This is a genomic window from Ponticaulis koreensis DSM 19734, assembly GCF_000420665.1.
GTDB lineage: Bacteria > Pseudomonadota > Alphaproteobacteria > Caulobacterales > Hyphomonadaceae > Ponticaulis > Ponticaulis koreensis.
Genome location: NZ_ATVJ01000001.1, coordinates 1,863,915 through 1,880,887 on the forward strand (window position 1 = coordinate 1,863,915; position 16,973 = coordinate 1,880,887).

At 54.3% G+C, this 16,973-nt stretch carries 15 protein-coding genes; 8 read left to right on the forward strand and 7 right to left on the reverse strand.

Going from position 1 to position 16,973, the window contains the following annotated elements:
* Positions 1-27: 27 nt before the first annotated feature.
* A complete protein-coding gene (locus G523_RS18840; protein ID WP_022694831.1) occupies positions 28-2,001 on the forward strand; it encodes a TonB-dependent receptor plug domain-containing protein in 1,974 nt (657 codons plus the stop codon).
* A 108-nt stretch (positions 2,002-2,109) separates the two neighbouring features.
* Positions 2,110-3,813, forward strand: coding sequence for a methyl-accepting chemotaxis protein (locus G523_RS20330; RefSeq protein WP_022694832.1), 1,704 nt, complete (start codon positions 2,110-2,112; stop codon positions 3,811-3,813).
* A gap of 74 nt (positions 3,814-3,887) precedes the next feature.
* On the opposite strand, the gene G523_RS0109555 is transcribed toward G523_RS20330, so the two are convergent.
* From G523_RS0109555 to G523_RS0109575, 5 genes are all read right to left on the reverse strand, one after another.
* Positions 3,888-4,649, reverse strand: a complete 762-nt coding sequence (locus G523_RS0109555; protein ID WP_022694833.1) for a hypothetical protein — start codon at positions 4,647-4,649, stop codon at positions 3,888-3,890.
* 111 nt (positions 4,650-4,760) lie between these two features.
* Positions 4,761-6,413, reverse strand: a complete 1,653-nt coding sequence (groL, locus tag G523_RS0109560; protein ID WP_022694834.1) for a chaperonin GroEL — start codon at positions 6,411-6,413, stop codon at positions 4,761-4,763.
* Positions 6,414-6,466: 53 nt separating this feature from the next.
* Positions 6,467-6,757 carry a co-chaperone GroES gene (groES, locus tag G523_RS0109565; RefSeq protein WP_022694835.1) on the reverse strand — a complete coding sequence of 97 codons (291 nt, stop codon included), beginning with the start codon at positions 6,755-6,757 and terminating at the stop codon, positions 6,467-6,469.
* A 319-nt stretch (positions 6,758-7,076) separates the two neighbouring features.
* Positions 7,077-7,844, reverse strand: a complete 768-nt coding sequence (locus tag G523_RS0109570) for an SDR family NAD(P)-dependent oxidoreductase (RefSeq protein ID WP_022694836.1) — start codon at positions 7,842-7,844, stop codon at positions 7,077-7,079.
* Between the two features lie 79 nt (positions 7,845-7,923).
* A complete protein-coding gene (locus tag G523_RS0109575) occupies positions 7,924-9,585 on the reverse strand; it encodes a DUF262 domain-containing protein (protein ID WP_022694837.1) in 1,662 nt (553 codons plus the stop codon).
* Positions 9,586-9,701: 116 nt separating this feature from the next.
* On the opposite strand from G523_RS0109575, the gene G523_RS0109580 reads away from it, so the two are divergent.
* The 4 genes from G523_RS0109580 (at position 9,702) to G523_RS0109595 (ending at position 14,077) form a co-directional block, all read left to right on the forward strand.
* Positions 9,702-10,529, forward strand: a complete 828-nt coding sequence (locus G523_RS0109580) for a fumarylacetoacetate hydrolase family protein (RefSeq protein WP_233347281.1) — start codon at positions 9,702-9,704, stop codon at positions 10,527-10,529.
* Between the two features lie 4 nt (positions 10,530-10,533).
* Positions 10,534-11,487, forward strand: coding sequence for a hypothetical protein (locus G523_RS0109585; RefSeq protein WP_022694839.1), 954 nt, complete (start codon positions 10,534-10,536; stop codon positions 11,485-11,487).
* A 423-nt stretch (positions 11,488-11,910) separates the two neighbouring features.
* Positions 11,911-13,167 carry an EAL domain-containing protein gene (locus G523_RS0109590; protein WP_022694840.1) on the forward strand — a complete coding sequence of 419 codons (1,257 nt, stop codon included), beginning with the start codon at positions 11,911-11,913 and terminating at the stop codon, positions 13,165-13,167.
* Positions 13,168-13,216: 49 nt separating this feature from the next.
* Positions 13,217-14,077 (forward strand): TIGR01459 family HAD-type hydrolase, encoded by an 861-nt coding sequence (locus G523_RS0109595; protein ID WP_022694841.1) that lies wholly within the window; start codon positions 13,217-13,219, stop codon positions 14,075-14,077.
* A gap of 60 nt (positions 14,078-14,137) precedes the next feature.
* Here the strand turns inward: G523_RS0109595 and G523_RS0109600 are convergent, their stop codons facing one another.
* Both G523_RS0109600 and G523_RS0109605 read right to left on the reverse strand, forming a co-directional pair.
* Positions 14,138-14,866: a protein phosphatase CheZ gene (locus G523_RS0109600; protein ID WP_022694842.1), complete on the reverse strand. Its 729-nt coding sequence runs from the start codon at positions 14,864-14,866 to the stop codon at positions 14,138-14,140.
* 97 nt (positions 14,867-14,963) lie between these two features.
* Entirely contained in the window at positions 14,964-15,356 is a 393-nt protein-coding gene (locus G523_RS0109605) for a response regulator (RefSeq protein ID WP_022694843.1), read from the reverse strand.
* A 157-nt stretch (positions 15,357-15,513) separates the two neighbouring features.
* Between G523_RS0109605 and G523_RS0109610 the strand changes: the two genes are divergently transcribed.
* Together G523_RS0109610 and G523_RS0109615 are read left to right on the forward strand one after the other, a co-directional pair.
* Positions 15,514-15,900: a MaoC family dehydratase gene (locus tag G523_RS0109610; RefSeq protein ID WP_051134767.1), complete on the forward strand. Its 387-nt coding sequence runs from the start codon at positions 15,514-15,516 to the stop codon at positions 15,898-15,900.
* A gap of 6 nt (positions 15,901-15,906) precedes the next feature.
* Complete coding sequence (locus G523_RS0109615; RefSeq protein WP_022694845.1) at positions 15,907-16,881, forward strand: bifunctional riboflavin kinase/FAD synthetase; 975 nt, start codon at positions 15,907-15,909, stop codon at positions 16,879-16,881.
* Positions 16,882-16,973 lie beyond the last annotated feature (92 nt).

Sequence of the window (16,973 nt, forward strand, 5' to 3'; positions counted from 1 at the left end):
ATTTCTCGTTCAGGAAAGAACAGACTGATGTCTAAATTTAATAAGAAATCATCTATCTTTGCACTGTCTGCTATTGCGATGTTCGGCCTGCCGGCAATGGCGCAGTCTATTGATTACGGCTCTCTCGAAATGTTGTTTGACGAGCCTGTCACTACGTCCGCGACGGGCGCGCCGCAGCGCTCTACAGATGCGCCGGTGACAATGGAGATCATCTCCGCAGACGAAATCCGCAACTCTGGCGCCGTCAACATTCCGACATTGCTCTCCCGGCTCGCTGGCGTTGAGGTTCAGCAGTATGGTCGTAACTTCCACGATGTTGCGATCCGCGGCTATAACCAGAACAAGACGCCTCGTCTGCTGGTTCTGGTAAACGGCCGTCAGGTCTTCCAGGATTATTACGGGTTCACGGACTGGGATGTTATTCCAGTGCAGCTGGACGAAATCCGTCAGATCGAGATCGTGAAAGGCCCGAATACAGCGCTGTTTGGCTTTAACGCGGTCGGTGGTGTGGTGAACATCATCACTTTCAATCCGCTGTATACGGAAACCAATACTCTGCGCGGCGGTGTGGACTTCAATGATGGCGTTCGTGGGTCTGGCGTGGCGACATTCCGTCCGTTCGAAAATACCGCTATTCGAATGTCAGCGGGTGGCCAGCAGGCACAGGAATTCGAAGACCTTCCATTCGAACTGCGTGGTGACCCGCAGAACGAGCAATGGGCCTTCGCTGCAGAGGCTGGCATTCAGGCGACATCCAACACACAGGTTTTCCTCGAAGGTACGGTGTCCAGTTCTATCCGCATGGAGCGTTTGCCATCGGGCGCGAACATTGTTCGTGACGGCGAGACAACCAGCCTGCGCGCCACTGTTACGCATGATGGCGACTGGGGGCTTATCAACGCAACAGCTTACCGCAATACGCAGGAATACCTGACAAACCCATTCGCGCCGACGCCAAGCTTTGATGTCGAAGCCGGTCTGACCGTTTTCAAAGTTGAAGACCTTTTCAAAGTGGGCGCGGATCATACTTTCCGGGTAGCTGGTGAGTATCGTGAAAACACGCTGGACCTGATCCTGTTTGGCAACAGCTCTTCCAACGAATACAATGTGTTCTCGGTTGGCGGCATGTGGAACTGGGCCATCAATGACCAGCTCTCTTCCACTATTGCTGTTCGTTCCGACACGATGAACTTCGAAGGTGAGACTATTTTCTCGACTAACTTTGGTGCACCTGAAGCCGAGCGTGAAATCAGCGAGATCAGCTATAACGCCGGTCTTGTGTACACGCCGACACCGCGTGATCTGTTCCGTTTTCAGATTGCTCGCGGCATCCAGACACCTAGCCTCGTTCAGCTTTTCTTCTCTCCGGATGTCGATCCGAGCATCGTGAACAATTACGCGATCGACTACGACCGTCAGATCAGTGAACTTAACGGCAAGATGCGCATCAGCGTTTTCTATCAGGACAATCAGGACCTGTTCACTGTTGCCAATGCGGCATTCGCTCCCGGTGTGAACATTCCAACTGGCGAGAACCTTGGCGACTCCGAACTTTTTGGTGTGGAACTGTCGTTCGAAGGTCGTATCGGTAACCACATTGACTGGTACGCGTCCTACGCGATCAATGACACGACAGACGGTGATTTTGCTCAGGTTGCTTCATATGACGGTCTTCGCGACATTCTGGACTTCGAGGAATCCAACCTCGGTGACCAGCTGAAAGCCGGTGCTGTTTATGACGATGGCAAATGGGTATTCGGTGCACATGCGCGCGTTGTCCCATCCCGTCAGGTCTTCGATTCATTCGATCCGGGCGACTATCAGTACCAGCGTGTAACTGTGGATAGCTATGTCGCGCTGGATATGAACCTTTCTTATCGTCTCAATGATGATGTCACGCTGTCACTTGATGCGTTTGACCTCACCAATGATGACGATGTGCAGGTTCCAGGTGGCGACATCGACTCACGCGTCTGGGCGTCTGTCCGCTTCACATTCTGACGCTAAACCAATGAAATCGGGCGCTTTATTGCGCCTGATTTTCGCCGCCGCATTAAATGAATTGCAATGCGTGCAGGCTATAATGACGAAAAGTTCTGAGGGTGCGTCATGAAGTATTCCAATATCTCCAACTGGCCGTTTACCGCCAAATTCGCAGTCCCGTCTGCTCTGTCTCTGGGAATGATCTGCGTTGTGGCAGGCGTCAGCCATTTTGCGCTGAGCGCGCAGGTGAACCGTACGACCGAGATCGTGGACGTGAACTTCCACAACGCGCTTGAGCTGGTTCAGGCCAACAGCGCCGTGCAGGATGTGAACGGGCAACTTTACCAGACACTGACCAATCAGGCCGCTAACGTGGTAGACTCATCGGCGGCTGCGTCTGAGGTGATGGCGCTGCAGGGCAGTGTCGACCAGATTGTTGCATCCCTTGAGATTTACCGTGCGAGCACGACAAGCGCTGAAGAGTCTGCGGCCGTTCAGAACATCATCGAACAGCTGACCACGTATAAAGAAACCATCGAAGTCGTTGCGACGATGATGGAAATCGACTTCGCATCAGCCGTAGCCTTCGCAGAACCGTTCGCGGAGAACTATACCGTACTCCAGACGCAGTTCCAGGAACTGGTCGACGAGGTTGTAGCCTCATCTGAAGCAAGCGCGGCTGCCGGCCAGGTTGCGGCAGGTCAGGCGAAACTGATCCTTCTGCTTGTGGCGCTGTTCGCTCTTCTCGCAGCAGGTGCGATTGCCGCTGTCGTGGCACGTTCTACGACACGCTCCATCCGCGAGATTGCGGGTGCGACTGACCGTCTGGCATCAGGTGATCTTGATACCAACATCGATGGCCTCAGCCGTGGTGACGAGCTGCAGTCTATCGTCGAGTCGCTCTCTACCTTCCGCTACAACGCAATCGAGCGTAACCGTCTCGCCGAGCGCGAGCGTGAAGAAGCGCGCCTGCGTGAAGAGCGCACAGATCGTATGGAGAAGCTTATTGCTTCGTTCGAGGCTGATAGCCGTGATCTGCTTGGTCTTGTGGCTGGTGCGTCTGATCAGCTGCGCTCAACAGCGGAGCATATGCGTGGCACGGCGGGCGAAACCACCAGCCAGTCCCAGAATGCGTCGCGTTCTGTAGATCAGGCGGCAAATGACGTCCGCTCAGTGGCGGCGGCCTCTGAAGAGCTTTCTGCCTCTATCATGGAGATTGCAGGCTCTGTTGAGGATTCTGTCACGGCGATCAATCAGGCAGCTCAGAACGCTATGAGCGCGAATGAGACCATGGCAGATCTCGCATCTGCTGCGGACCAGATTAAAGAGGTTGTCGGTCTCATCAACGATATTGCTGAGCAGACAAACCTTCTGGCGCTGAATGCGACGATTGAGGCTGCGCGTGCAGGTGAGGCGGGCAAAGGCTTCGCGGTTGTTGCGACGGAAGTCAAAACGCTCGCAAATCAGACGTCTCAGGCGACAAGCCGCGTTGCTGAAAGCGTAGCGGACATTCAACGCGTGAGCGATACGGTTGCCGGTGCGATGGGCTCTATCAACGACTCCATCAGCAAGGTCACCGAGATTTCTGCGCGTATTTCCCAGTCCATGCAGCAGCAGGGCGGGGCAACACAGGAAATCGCATCCAGCATTTCGCGCGTGTCCAGCGAAACAGAGAATGTGACCAGCTCCATGGTCAGCGTGCAGACGTCAGCGTCCGACACAGACAGCTCTGCTAATGATGTTCTGGATGCCGCATCTACGCTGCAAAAGCAGGCCGAACAAATGCAGACAAGCGTCCAGCGCTTCCTTGAAGGCATTCGTGCAGCCTGATCAGCAGGCTCAATACAAATTCAGAAAAGCGGTGCCTTACGGTGCCGCTTTTTTGTATTTGGAACGGACGCGCGTTACGAGCGGGCCTCGATATGGATGTGGTCATCGTGCCGTGCTGCGCGGCATCCTTGAAAGCGTATGACCTCATGAGTAAGCCCCAAGCGCGCTTTCAAATGCGGTTCGATGAAAATTCTGCGCACTCTCTCGTCCGCTGACAGCAGCTCCAGCGTCCTTCGTGTGCGTTCCTCTTCCAGCTGCCAGTCGGGCCATGCTGCTTGCAACCAGTCAAAATCCCAACGCAGTGACAACTGCGATGGAGCACAATCTGTCGGCCCTTCTTCAAAAGCGAAGTAACCTATTGGCGAACGCGTCCGACCGGGAAGATAGGTGCCGGTTCCATCTTCATAGAATAGAGCGATGTCCGCCTTCCTGCCATCGTGATGAGATAGATGGGGCAATAATGGAAAGTCGTTGATGTAGGGGAAACCTGCATCGAGCACGCGCAGTTTAGCATCGGGAAAGTGGGTCGTGAGGGATGCTGCGGTGTCTTGTAAGACCGCTTTCAGTTCGGGCGTTACGTAATGGCGATTAAGCGTGCAAAATAACGGAGACTGAACGCTGGCCGTGTTCGGTGATGCCCAGCAATTCAAGGGGATCCTTCCAAACTGCGGGGCGATCCAAATACTTGCAACCGAGAGCGCAGCGTAAATCCCGATGAAGGTGAGAAGCCGCCGCTTGAAGCGTAGAGCAACCAGCCAGGCAAGGCCACCGAGCTGCGTGAGCACCGTCAGGATGATCACGATCAGAATATGGCCGCCTGCTTTAATGAACTTCATCGTCGTGCACGTCCCGAGTTATCACTTTAGTCGATACGGACGTTGAAACAAAAAAACGGCGATCCGAAGACCGCCGTTCTCTTTAAGCCGTAAGGGCGAGTGAAGCGAGGCTTAGAAGCCCATGCCACCCATGCCGCCCATTCCGCCCATGCCGCCCATATCAGGCATTGCAGGTGCAGCGTCGTCTTTTGGTGCGTCTGCGATAGCAGCCTCAGTTGTGATGAGGAGACCAGCAACAGAAGCAGCGTTCTGGAGAGAAGAACGAACAACTTTAACCGGGTCGATGACACCGAAGTTGAACATGTCGCCATATTCTTCAGTCTGAGCGTTGAAGCCGAATGCGGCGTCAGAAGATTCAAGGATCTTGCCGACAACGATTGAGCCTTCAACACCAGCGTTTTCAACGATTTGGCGAACTGGTGCTTCGAGAGCTTTACGAACGATGTCGATACCAGCTTGCTCGTCAGCGTTCAGGCCAGTCACAGTGATCGCAGCAGCCGCTTTCAGGAGCGCTGTACCGCCACCAGTAACGATGCCTTCTTCAACAGCAGCGCGTGTTGCGTTCAGAGCGTCATCGACGCGGTCTTTACGCTCTTTCACTTCGACTTCTGTTGCGCCGCCAACTTTGATGACAGCTACGCCGCCAGCCAGTTTCGCGAGACGTTCCTGAAGCTTCTCTTTGTCGTACTCTGAAGTTGTTTCTTCGATCTGACGTTTGATCTGACCAACGCGGTCTTCAATGTCAGATTTCTCACCAACGCCATCAACGATTGTTGTATCGTCTTTAGTGATAGAAACGCGCTTAGCAGAACCGAGCATGTCTATTGAAACGTTCTCGAGCTTGATGCCGAGGTCTTCGGAAACAACCGTACCGCCTGTGAGGATCGCGATGTCTTCGAGCATAGCTTTACGACGATCGCCGAAGCCAGGTGCTTTAACAGCTGCGATTTTCAGGCCGCCACGCAGCTTGTTCACAACGAGTGTTGCGAGTGCTTCGCCTTCAACATCTTCAGCGATGATGAGGAGTGGACGGTTAGACTGAACAGCTGATTCCAGGATTGGAAGCATTGGCTGCAGAGAAGAAAGCTTCTTCTCGTGAAGCAGGATCAGAGGCTCTTCCATCTCAACCAGCATCTTGTCAGCATTTGTGACGAAGTATGGAGAGAGGTAGCCACGGTCGAACTGCATGCCTTCAACGACTTCGAGTTCTGTTTCGAGGGATTTAGCTTCCTCAACCGTGATGACGCCTTCATTGCCGACTTTTTCCATTGCTTTCGCAATCATGTCGCCAATTTCACGCTCGCCGTTTGCAGAGATTGTACCGACCTGAGCGATTTGCTCAGATGTGTCGACCGGCTTAGCAGAAGATTTGATCGTGTTGACGACTTCAACAACAGCTTTTTCGACGCCGCGACGCAGGTCCATCGGATTCATGCCAGCAGCAACGCGTTTCATGCCTTCGCGAACGATAGCCTGAGCGAGAACTGTAGCAGTTGTTGTACCGTCACCAGCAACGTCGTTAGCTTTAGATGCAACTTCGCGAAGCATCTGAGCGCCCATATTCTGGAACTTGTCTTCCAGTTCGATTTCTTTTGCGACTGTTACGCCGTCTTTCGTTGTGCGCGGAGCACCGAAAGATTTTTCGATAACAACGTTACGACCTTTAGGGCCGAGTGTTACCTTTACCGCGTTCGCGAGGACGTCGACGCCCTTCATCATACGTTCGCGAGCGTCAGCGGAGAATTTCACATCCTTAGCAGCCATGTGTATTTTCCTTGTTCAGAATGAATTTAAAAAAACGACCAGTGCGGTGAAGCTTATGCTTCAACAACGCCCAGAATGTCGGACTCTTTCATGATGAGGAGCTCTTCCCCACCAACGTTGACTTCTGTGCCAGACCATTTGCCGAACAGGACGCGGTCGCCAGCTTTGACGTCGAGCGCTACGAGGGAACCGTCGTCGCCGCGCACGCCTGTGCCGACTGCAACAACTTCACCTTCCTGTGGCTTTTCTTTCGCCGTATCGGGAATGATGATCCCGCCTTTGGTTTTTTCTTCTTCCTGTACGCGGCGTACAAGCACGCGGTCGTGAAGCGGACGGAATTTCATTGAATGCCCTCTCTCCAGATTGGGTTGATACAAAGAGTTTTGCCTGTTTAGCACTCACCGGAGGAGAGTGCTAACAGAGGGGCAATTAAGAACAGGGGGAGTTACCGTCAAGGGGCAAAAAACAAGATTTATTCTGTTTGTGCTGCGCCTTCTTCACTTATCCCACCGCAAAGCGTTGTGCGGAGAATTATACGAGAAATGAGGACGGTATTCGCAAATACAACCGCGCCCCGGTGAAACCGCGATTGGAATGCGCAGATAAAAAAGAAACCGGCGCGATCGAGGCGCCGGCTTCGTGAATTGGAATTCGGGCGGGTGATCAGGTGATCGTTTGACCGCCGTCAATCACCATCATCTGGCCATTCATGTAAGACCCGGCTTTAGATGCGAGGAATACCGCAGCACCTGCAATTTCTTCCGGCTCGCCGATACGCTGCATCGGCGTGTAAGCGAGGGAGCGTTTGAGGGTTTCAGGATTCTCCCAGAGTGCGCGGGCAAAGTCGGTGCGGATCAGACCCGGTGCGATGCAATTCACGCGGATATTGTCTTTGCCGTATTCCACGCAAAGGTTTCGCGCTAGCTGGAAGTCAGCGGCTTTGGAGATGTTGTAAGCACCGATAACCGGTGAGCCCTTGAGGCCGCCGATAGATGAAATGATCACGACCGCGCCATCTTTGCGCTCGCGCATTTGCGGCGCACACATCTGGATCAGCCAGTTGTTGGAGATGATGTTGTTCGAAAGAATTTTCTGGAACTGGTCGTCGTTAATGTCACCGAGAGATCCGTAGAATGGGTTCGATGCCGCGTTGCACACGACGATGTCTACTTTGCCGAACGCAGCATTTGTTTCGTCCACAAGGTTCTGAAGCTCTTCCTTGGAAGAAATGTTCGCCGGCACGGCAATCGCAGTGCCAACGCCAAAACGCTCGTTGATCTCATGCGCTGTTTCTTCGCACGGCTCTGGCTTGCGTGATGAAATCACGACGCGCGCGCCCTGTTCAGCCATAGCAATCGCGATTGCTTTACCGATGCCGCGGCTGGAGCCTGTGATAATTGCCGATTTTCCGGACAGATCAAAAAGTGACATATGTTTCTCCCTCTGGACGCTTTTGTCTTCTGATTACGATCAGATGTAGCGCCCTGAAACCAGCGAGTACAGACGCTTATTAGCCGACCGGAAGGTCCAGCTTCCATTCGCGGATGAGAAGCTTTGCCAGCCGCGCCGTCCGCTCGCGAACGATAGCGGGCGTCCATTCTTCGTATGTCGCCGCGTCACGTGTCAGAGCATATCGGCCGCCTCGCGAAGGGCGACGGAAGAACTCGTCACGCTTTTGAAGAAAATCCAGACGGTCTGCGCGCTGATTATCTCTCTGTGTCAGCAGGCAGAAATTCCCGAGCGACTCACAGATTTCCCGACGCTCAGACAGGTCCGGCCAGACGTCATACCATTCAGACCCCGGTTCCGGATTGCGTGGAAGGACATGCTCGACGGTGGCGTCGCTTGTGTCGGGTGAGGTCTCGCCGTCATCCAGAAGACTGTTGAGCTTGATGGCCAGCGCGCGTCGCTGGGTGACGGAACCAAACCGGCCATACAGTCGCTGCGTCAGCTTTTCCCGCTCCTCGCCAGTCAGCGACAATGCGCCTGATGGTGAAAAGAGTTTCTGGTCCGACATGACTTCTTCTGAAATCCGTCTGTAACGGAGGGCGCGCGTATCGCGGTCTGTAATGACGAGCTGCATGGCAAAGCCGAGGCGCTCCAGATCACAGAAGAATTCTCGCGCGGTATCCGCATCGCGTGGATGATAGACGAGGAATTGCAGGGCAGGGGCACGCCAGCCTGCATGGTCCAGTGAAATCAGGCGTGCCAGATGCTCATTGACTGCTGGCATAGGGCGCGAGAGCTGCACATCACCCTGTTTGAGTTCCAGATAGGCCTCAACAAAGCGCGGCAGTTCTTCTTCGAGAAAGCTGCGCGGCGAGGTGCCCTGAAGCACTGAGTTGCAGAAGCCGGTGACGAAATCGCCGCGTATCTGACGGTCATGCAGCGAACGTATCTGTCGCAGAAGATCGTCAAAATCCTTCGCGCCAAGGCGTGCCTCATGCAGCGTCCATGCACGGGCCAGCTGGTCAGCATCCTGAGACGACAGGTTTGCCCGCTCAAACAGTTCTGTTTTCAGAATGTCATGCGCGGTGGGTTGTCGTCCGCGCGTGTTGAGCACCTGAAAGACTTTATAACCCGCATCCCGGTTTTCGACGCAGACATGCACGATCGGGCATTGGTGAAGAATGAAATCTGCCAGCGTGTCGCGATCGGCTTCGGAGAGCAGTTTAACCTCCTCGCGAATGGCGATGAGATTGTCGATCAGCATGCTCTGCTCGGAAGTCTCCGGCACAACATTCTCTGCGTTGAAAGTTGAACCGGGCCGTTGGGCCAGCGCGCGGAACACCGGTGCATCGACATGATTGAGCGTGAGCCGCCATTCACCGAGGCGCAGATCATCGGCCAGATAGCTGTGTAGCTCGTTGCGGCGTTTCTTATCCGCCATGGCGTCACGAAGACAGGCTATAAGAAGAGAGATGGTTGTGATGCGCTGCTGCCCGTCGACAATTTCGCAGAGATCAGGAAAGCCGGTCTCGCAGGTGACGACTGCGCCAAGGAAGTGAGAGCGTTCTTCGTCCATTGCCTGAACGAGGTCGGTCAGAAGTCCATTCGCATCAGATACCTGCCAGGAGTAACTCCGCTGGTAACTCGGTATGCGATAGCTGGTGCCAGACTTCAGCAGCTCAGCGATTGATCTCGCCTCGGCTGTAACTCCCAACAAACTCATTACTTCTTCCGGTACGCGTAAAAACACTTTATCGCTGCAGTGACGGGACACGGAAAGCAAGAGGTGGCGTGATGAAGTTCGGACGGATCACAAGATTTGGGCAAGATTTTTCGGTTGTGTTTCAAAATAACCATGCCTACCGGCTGCAGTCCGAGGTGGCAGGTGAAGACAAATCGATTGAGGCCTGGCTCGCAGATCCCGAAGCGCTTGCAGAAGCCGGTAAGGCCGCTATCGCTGGCGGCGAGGCCATCGAGTTCACCGAAGACGAACTTCTCGCGCCCGTGAAAGCGCCGCGCAAAATCCTCGCTATTGCGCTCAATTATCTTGATCACGCCCGCGAAACGGGCCGCGAACCGCCAGAGCGTCAGACCTGGTTTGTAAAGCAGGTCACGGCACTGAACGCGCCTTATGGCACGATTGACATGCCGAAGGTGTCAGACCGTCTCGACTATGAAGCCGAGCTCGTCGTCGTAATCGGGCGCGGTGGTCGCCATATTCCGACAGAACGCGCTGATGAAGTGATCGCAGGCTATATGTGCGGCAATGACGTGTCCGTTCGTGACTGGCAGCGCGCAACGCCGACCATGATCATGGGCAAGGGCTTTGATACGCATGCGCCTGTTGGCCCTTGGATCGTAACGCCGGATGAAATCGGCGATGCCAATACACTTGGTGTACGAACTCTGCTCAATGGCGAAGTCCGTCAGAACGGAACCACAGCAGATCTAATTCACAAAATTCCTGACATGATCGCGCATCTGAGCGCGGCCTTCATGTTGGAGCCGGGCGATCTCATCTTTACGGGGACTCCGGCTGGGGTGGCCGTTGCTTATGATCCACCGAGGTTTATGAAAACCGGCGACCGTGTCCGTGTAGAGATTGATCGAATCGGACATATTGAGCACGTGATCGCTGACGAAGCAGGATTGACGCGCATCGGATAGTCGAGTGACGAAGAAGACAGCTCTCATTGCCCTGATTGCAGGTGCCGCGGTCGGCGCTGGGGGGCTTAGCCTGTTCGGACTTTTGGAGCCCGAAGACAGGGCTGGCGCTGAGACGCTGGTGCCGTCCCCGTTCATGGCGGAACCATGGTCCTTCATGGTAAGCTCTTGCGCAGAAAACACGAGCGCTATTGCACCCTGCGTGCTTGTGCAGGCGGGTGGCAAACGGCTGGTCTTCGGTGCGCCGCTTCATAATAACTGGCGGGGGATCGGGCCTCTGGACGCTATCTTTCTTATGGACGGGAAGCCTGAGTCTTCGGCTGGCGTGATGGGGCTTCGCTATGAAACGTGGGTTTCCGGGCGTTCCTACAGGCAGGCTCTGGTTACGGGCGAGCTCTATCTGGAAACGCTTCAGGCGCTTGATGAGGCTATGCTGATCCCTGACGCGCTGGTGCAGATGGATAGCGCCAATACGCTGGACTCGCGGCAGGCAGGCTTCTCCGTTCGGCCTGTGCCGAGTAGCGCCGAGCGCTTTTCCGTCTTTAATACGGGTGATTTGCAGGTGCTGGCGCACTCAAGGCTCAATGATCGCGGAGATCAGATCATCGCCTATCGTGTGACCTATGAAGGGCGGGCGCTGGACATTTATTCCTGTGAGGGAATGGACGCGCCGATAACGGGACTATCGCCTGATGGCGTTTTTGTGCCTGTAGTTGACCGGGTACAGCTTTCTGAAATGCGCCGTTACGCCGAACGTGAAGACCTGGTGGCGCGGCGGCGCGAAATTCTATCTGCCGGTCTGAACTGTCCGTCACTCACCGAAGCGCGGGATTACGCGCAGGAGCGTAGCGCGAGCGCCCTGATTACAGTCGGTATGGCAAATCCGGATGTGCGGCCGAATTTTCAGTCAGCAGGCCTTAGCTGGCAGCCGGTCGATACAGAGCCTGCTCTGCTGGATTAACTCTGACTGCAGGAAAAAGGGCTCTTGAAAGACGACGGGGCCCGGTGTGAACACCAGACCCCGTACTCCCCAGATCGCCCCCGTCCGGCCATCAGGCCGCGGACTTGAGCTGCCAGATGAATGCCATGTGAATGTTTTCTGGTCCAGACGCTTTTCTGCATCGAAATCAACGAGGTTCAGCTGCGTTGCGCATTTGCCACTCCTGAGGGCAACGCGATCCGGTTTTTAAGCAGAAGCTGTGAGCGCGGAGAATGAGGGAGAGGGGATAGCACAAGATCTTGTGCATCGGGCGCCGGTCTTCCCCATGAATTTGGGGGCGTGAGATTGCCATCAGCACTGAATCATAGACAATCAATGTGTTAACCAAAACAGTGTATTAATGCGATAACTGAAGTTACAACATACTGATCGCAAAGGCCCTTCATGCCAGCATTCGCGCATATTCTGATTGCTGCCTCCTACGTCGTCGTAGGTGTGTTTCTGGGTATTTGCTTTTTTCAGTTCACGTCTTACTCCTTTGAAATTGCAGTAATATCAGCTCTTGCGACAGTATCTGTGTCTGGGCTTGTGCATGTCATGGCGGTGAGCCGCGAGCGCGCGAAACTGCTGGAATCCCGCCTGCTTTCCATGCGCAATGAGCTGCGCAAAGCGCACCAGAAATCTGAAGTTCTGGAAGCGCGTATGGGGGTGATGGAAGAATCACTGCAGCGCGAAGTGTCGGAGCGTCGCCAGACGCTCGTGGCTGAAATGCGCGAGCTTGAAGACCTTATTCAGCGTCTCGGTAAAAGCTTTGAAGCCAAAATGGAGAGCGCCAGGCGCAATCCGCGCCTCGGTTCCAGCAGCGGAAAGCCGGGGGAAAGGTCGCCGGAAGAAGCGCTTCAGGCAGTTCAGGATGCGCTCGACTCCAACCGCGTTGACCTACATTTGCAGCCAATCGTCAGCCTGCCACAGCGCCGTGTCTGTTTCTATGAAGGTTTCACCCGTCTGCGTGACGAAAACGACCAGCTCATCATGCCGGGCGAATTCCTTGGCGCGGCGAAAGAGGCGGGGCTTCTTGGTGTCATCGACAATATGCTGCTCTTTCGCTGCGTACAGATTGTCCGTCGCCTCAGCGAGAAAGACCGCCGTATCGGCGTATTCTGCAACGTTGCGATTTCGTCTCTGGAAGATGAGGCTTTCTTCCCGCAATTTCTTGAATTCATCAAAGAAAACCGCGATCTTGCTGGCTCCCTGATTTTCGAGATTTCAGCGCAGGATTTTGCGCGTCGTTCGCCAACGACTGCCCGCCATATGGCGCGCCTCTCCGATCTTGGATTCCGCTTCTCGCTCGATAAGGCCGATGGCATTGATGTGAACCTGCCGGAAATGCAGGCCGAGCAGGTGAAATTCCTTAAAGTCGAAGGCAGTAAGCTTCTTGAGCAGCTCGTTGACGGCGGACCACGCCCGATTTCAGCTGTGACGCGTTCAACGGCGCCGCAGGATGTGCCGGCTGTTTTCATGCGCTATGGCGTCGATCTGATCGCGGAAAAGGTCGAAACCGAGAAAGAAGTCGTCGAAATTCTCGACTTCGATATTCCTTTTGGTCAGGGCTATGTCTTCGGCGAAGCACGTCCGATCAAAGAGAGCCTGATGGAAGAAACGGCGCCGCCAACCGATTTCATGCACCGCAACGCAATCTAAGGCGTTCAGACCCTTTTCTTGATCTGTCGATTAGGCTAACGCCTAGGCCATGACAGCACCGCTTTTTCCTGCCGGACTTTCCGAAATTCACGACCGATATGACGCCATTCTTTGCGATGTATGGGGGGTCATTCATAACGGGCGCGAAGCCTTTCATGATGCCTGCGATGCGCTTGCAGCCTTCAGGAAAGAGGGCAAGCCCGTTATTCTGGTGACGAATGCGCCTGTTCAGGCTCGCGAGGTTGAAGCGCTGTTTCCGGGTTTTGGCGTTCGCCGCGACTGCTATAACGCGATTGCCTCATCAGGAGATGCGACACGTCTGGTGATCGACGAGCGTGCACCGGGACCTGCCTATCGTCTCGGAACCGACAATTCATGGGAGCGGGATAACACGCTGTTTGTCGGGTCCGGCCTTGAGTTTTCAGAGCCTGAAGATGCCGCATTTATCGTCGCCATGGGCATGCGTGATCAGGCGAATGAGCATCCTGAAGACTATCGCGAAGAGCTGCGTCCGCTGGCAAAGCGCGGGCTGGAAATGATCTGCGCCAATCCGGATATTCAGGTGCGTGTCGGCAATACGCTGCAATGGTGCGCGGGTGCAATCGCACGCATTTATGAAGAAGAGGGCGGCCCTGTTATCTATCCGGGGAAGCCACATGATGCGATTTACGATCTCGCCGAACAGCATCTGGCGCGCCTTGGCTTCCCGGACATTCCGCGCTCTCGCCTGCTGGCAATTGGTGACGGGCCGATCACGGACATGAAAGGCGCCAACCATCGCGGTATGGACTGTATTTATGTTGGTACGGGCCTTAACCAGTCGGCCAGCAATTTCGAGGCGAGCACGACAGAGCTATTGGAGCGTAGTGGCGTGACAGCGACCTACGCCATGACCGGGCTGTATTGGTGACATTAAAAAACCCGGCCACATGGACCGGGTTTTCTGTGATTTAGGCGTTTCCTCGAAATCTTAGTCGAATAGAGCGTCGATATCGTCCTGGGAGACCTCTTCGTCTTCGGCATCATCGCCAGAAAAGAGGGCATCGATATCGTCCTGACCAGCAGGGCCTTCAGCAAACATCGCATCGATGTCGTCCTGAGCGGTTTCCGGGCCACCAATAGCCGGACCATTCAGAAGGAGATCGCGGCGACGCTGTTCTTCAGGCGTGACTTCGACTTCGTCTTCGTCCACACCCATTACTTCAGCGAAGCGTGAGATACGGTCTTCGATCTGTTTCAGAGTGTTGACGACCTTAGACACACGCTGACCAGTGAGATCCTGGAACGAGCAGGCTTCAATGATGACAAGCATCTTGTCCTGAATCTGCATTCCGAAATCTTCGGTGCTGTCGGGATCCATGGCCAGAACGTCTTCCGCCGTCTGCATGATCTTGTCCGTAGCGATTTCTGTATCGGCTACGATCGCTTCCAGCTCTTCGCCGGCGCTAGGGATCCGGTTGGTTTTGATGTCTTTCGGACGAAGGTCACCGATTTCATTACGGGCTTTCTTGATAAAGCCTGCAATATCAATGAACTCGTCTTTGATTGTTTCATCAAGTGCACTGAAGAAGTGACCCATCGCATCAGTCAGGACGCCCGAAAGCTCGAGGACGTCAACCAGCTGACGATCCTTCACATTCTGGGATTTCAGGTGGCTAATCGCCTCCTTCACCCTTAGTGCTGCATCATTCGCACCCATGTTGTTTTCCTTTTTTATTGGCACGTTCCGGTCTGACGAGGCGGGCGGTCCGTGCACTTATGTCCACATGAGCAGACGGCAAAACGAACTGCGGGATTTAGAAATCACCGATTACAGCGGCGATTTTTGACTTCAGCGTAGCAGCGTTAAACGGCTTAACGATGTAGTTGTTTACGCCGGCGCGTTTCGCGGCGACTACGTTTTCCGTTTTGGATTCTGCTGTCACCATAATGAATGGCGTCGCTTTGAGGCCGTCGTCGGCACGGACTTCGCGGAGAAGTTCGTAGCCAGTCATCGGCTCCATGTTCCAGTCTGAAATAACGAGACCGAATTTCTGGTCAGCGTTTTTCATTTTTTCCAGCGCTTCCTGACCGTCAGCTGCATCTTCGACATTCTCGAAGCCAAGCTGCTTAAGCAGGTTGCGAATAATACGTATCATGGTCTTGTAGTCATCAACTACGAGTACCGGCATAGACAGATCAACAGCCATTCTTTTTTACCCCAGGATCATCCAAATCCAATTTGTTATGTCCTAGGACTAGCGCATTGCCGCAAATAAACGGTAAACCGCGACGGTCAGATTTTTAACGTGGAGTTCAAAGGTGACTAAATACGAGGGAAAATGTTTCGAAGATCTCGAAATTGGAATGAGTCACGAGACTCATCACACGATTTCTGAAGAAGACATTGAGATGTTCGCAACAGTTTCAGGGGACAGAAATCCACTACATATGGATGAAGAGTTCGCGCAGGGCACAATCTTCAAAGGTCGTATTGCGCACGGTGCTCTGTCAGCGTCTTATATTTCAGGTATTCTTGGTAATGACCTGCCAGGCCCCGGCGCTATCTTTACCGACCTCGCGCTTCAGTTCAAACGTCCGGTTCGCATCGGCGATGAAGTGACTGCTCGTGCAGAGGTTTCGGAGATGTTTGAAAAAGGCAATCGCGTCACACTGAAAGTTCAGTGTTCGGTCAATGGCCGCAAGGTTGTTGCAGGCGAAGCCAAGGTCATGGTTCCTAGCCGCGATAAATAATTCCCGATGGCGGTGATCTCAGATTTCAGAAATGTACCGGAAGAGGCACAGGGCGCAGCAGTCGCTCTCGGCAACTTTGATGGTGTGCATGAAGGCCATGTCGCGGTGATCGACAGTGCGGGCGAAATCGCGCGCGCTAAAGATGTACCGCTTGGTGTTCTGATTTTTGAACCACCGCCGCGGATGTATTTTCAGCCGGAAGGTACGCCCTTCCGGATCATGACGCCCGAAACACGCCGCGACGCGCTGCGCGAACACGGCGTCGACATTATTTATGAGCTCCCGTTTAATAAAGAGATGTCTCAGATGTCACCTGAGGCTTTTGTGCGCGACGTGCTCGTCGAAGGCCTGAAGCTGACACATCTCTCCGTCGGCTTTGATTTCCGTTTTGGTCGTGGGCGCGAAGGCGATGTGAATACGCTTGCCACGCTCGCCAAAACCTATGGCTTCTCTTTCTCTGTGCAGGAACGGATTACAGACGGTTTCACCAAGATATCGTCGACTGCGATCCGCACAGCGCTGCAGGAAGGCAAACCGGAAACGGCGGGTCATTTGCTTGGCCGTTATTGGCGGGCAACCGGTACGGTTGAAATGGGCGAACAGCGCGGCCGTACGATTTCCTTCCCGACCGCGAATATGCGCCTCGGCGATCTCATCCAGCCAATGCACGGCGTTTATGCCGTCTGGGCGCAGATTGAGGGCGAGGACAAATGGCGGGCCGGTGTCGCCAATTTCGGTCGTACGCCAACAACAGGCCTGCGCGATCCGCTTCTCGAAACGCATTTATTCGATTTCGACGAAGAGATTTACGGCAAGCAGATGACTGTCGCGCTCGTCGATTTCCTGCGTCGTGAAAAGAAGTTCGACAGCTTTGAAGCGCTGACCCTGCAGATTGCTGCTGATGCGGCCGATGCCAAACAAAGCCTCAAAGCCATGTCGGGCGGCTCTCTATCTGTCTCGGCTCTGCCAAAGCCGGAATAAATTTCGCCTTATATGGCCCTCTCTATATATAAGGTGTCTGTTCTTCCCCGCTGCGCCGACTTAAAGATAGGCGCGCTAACATAATATCGCTC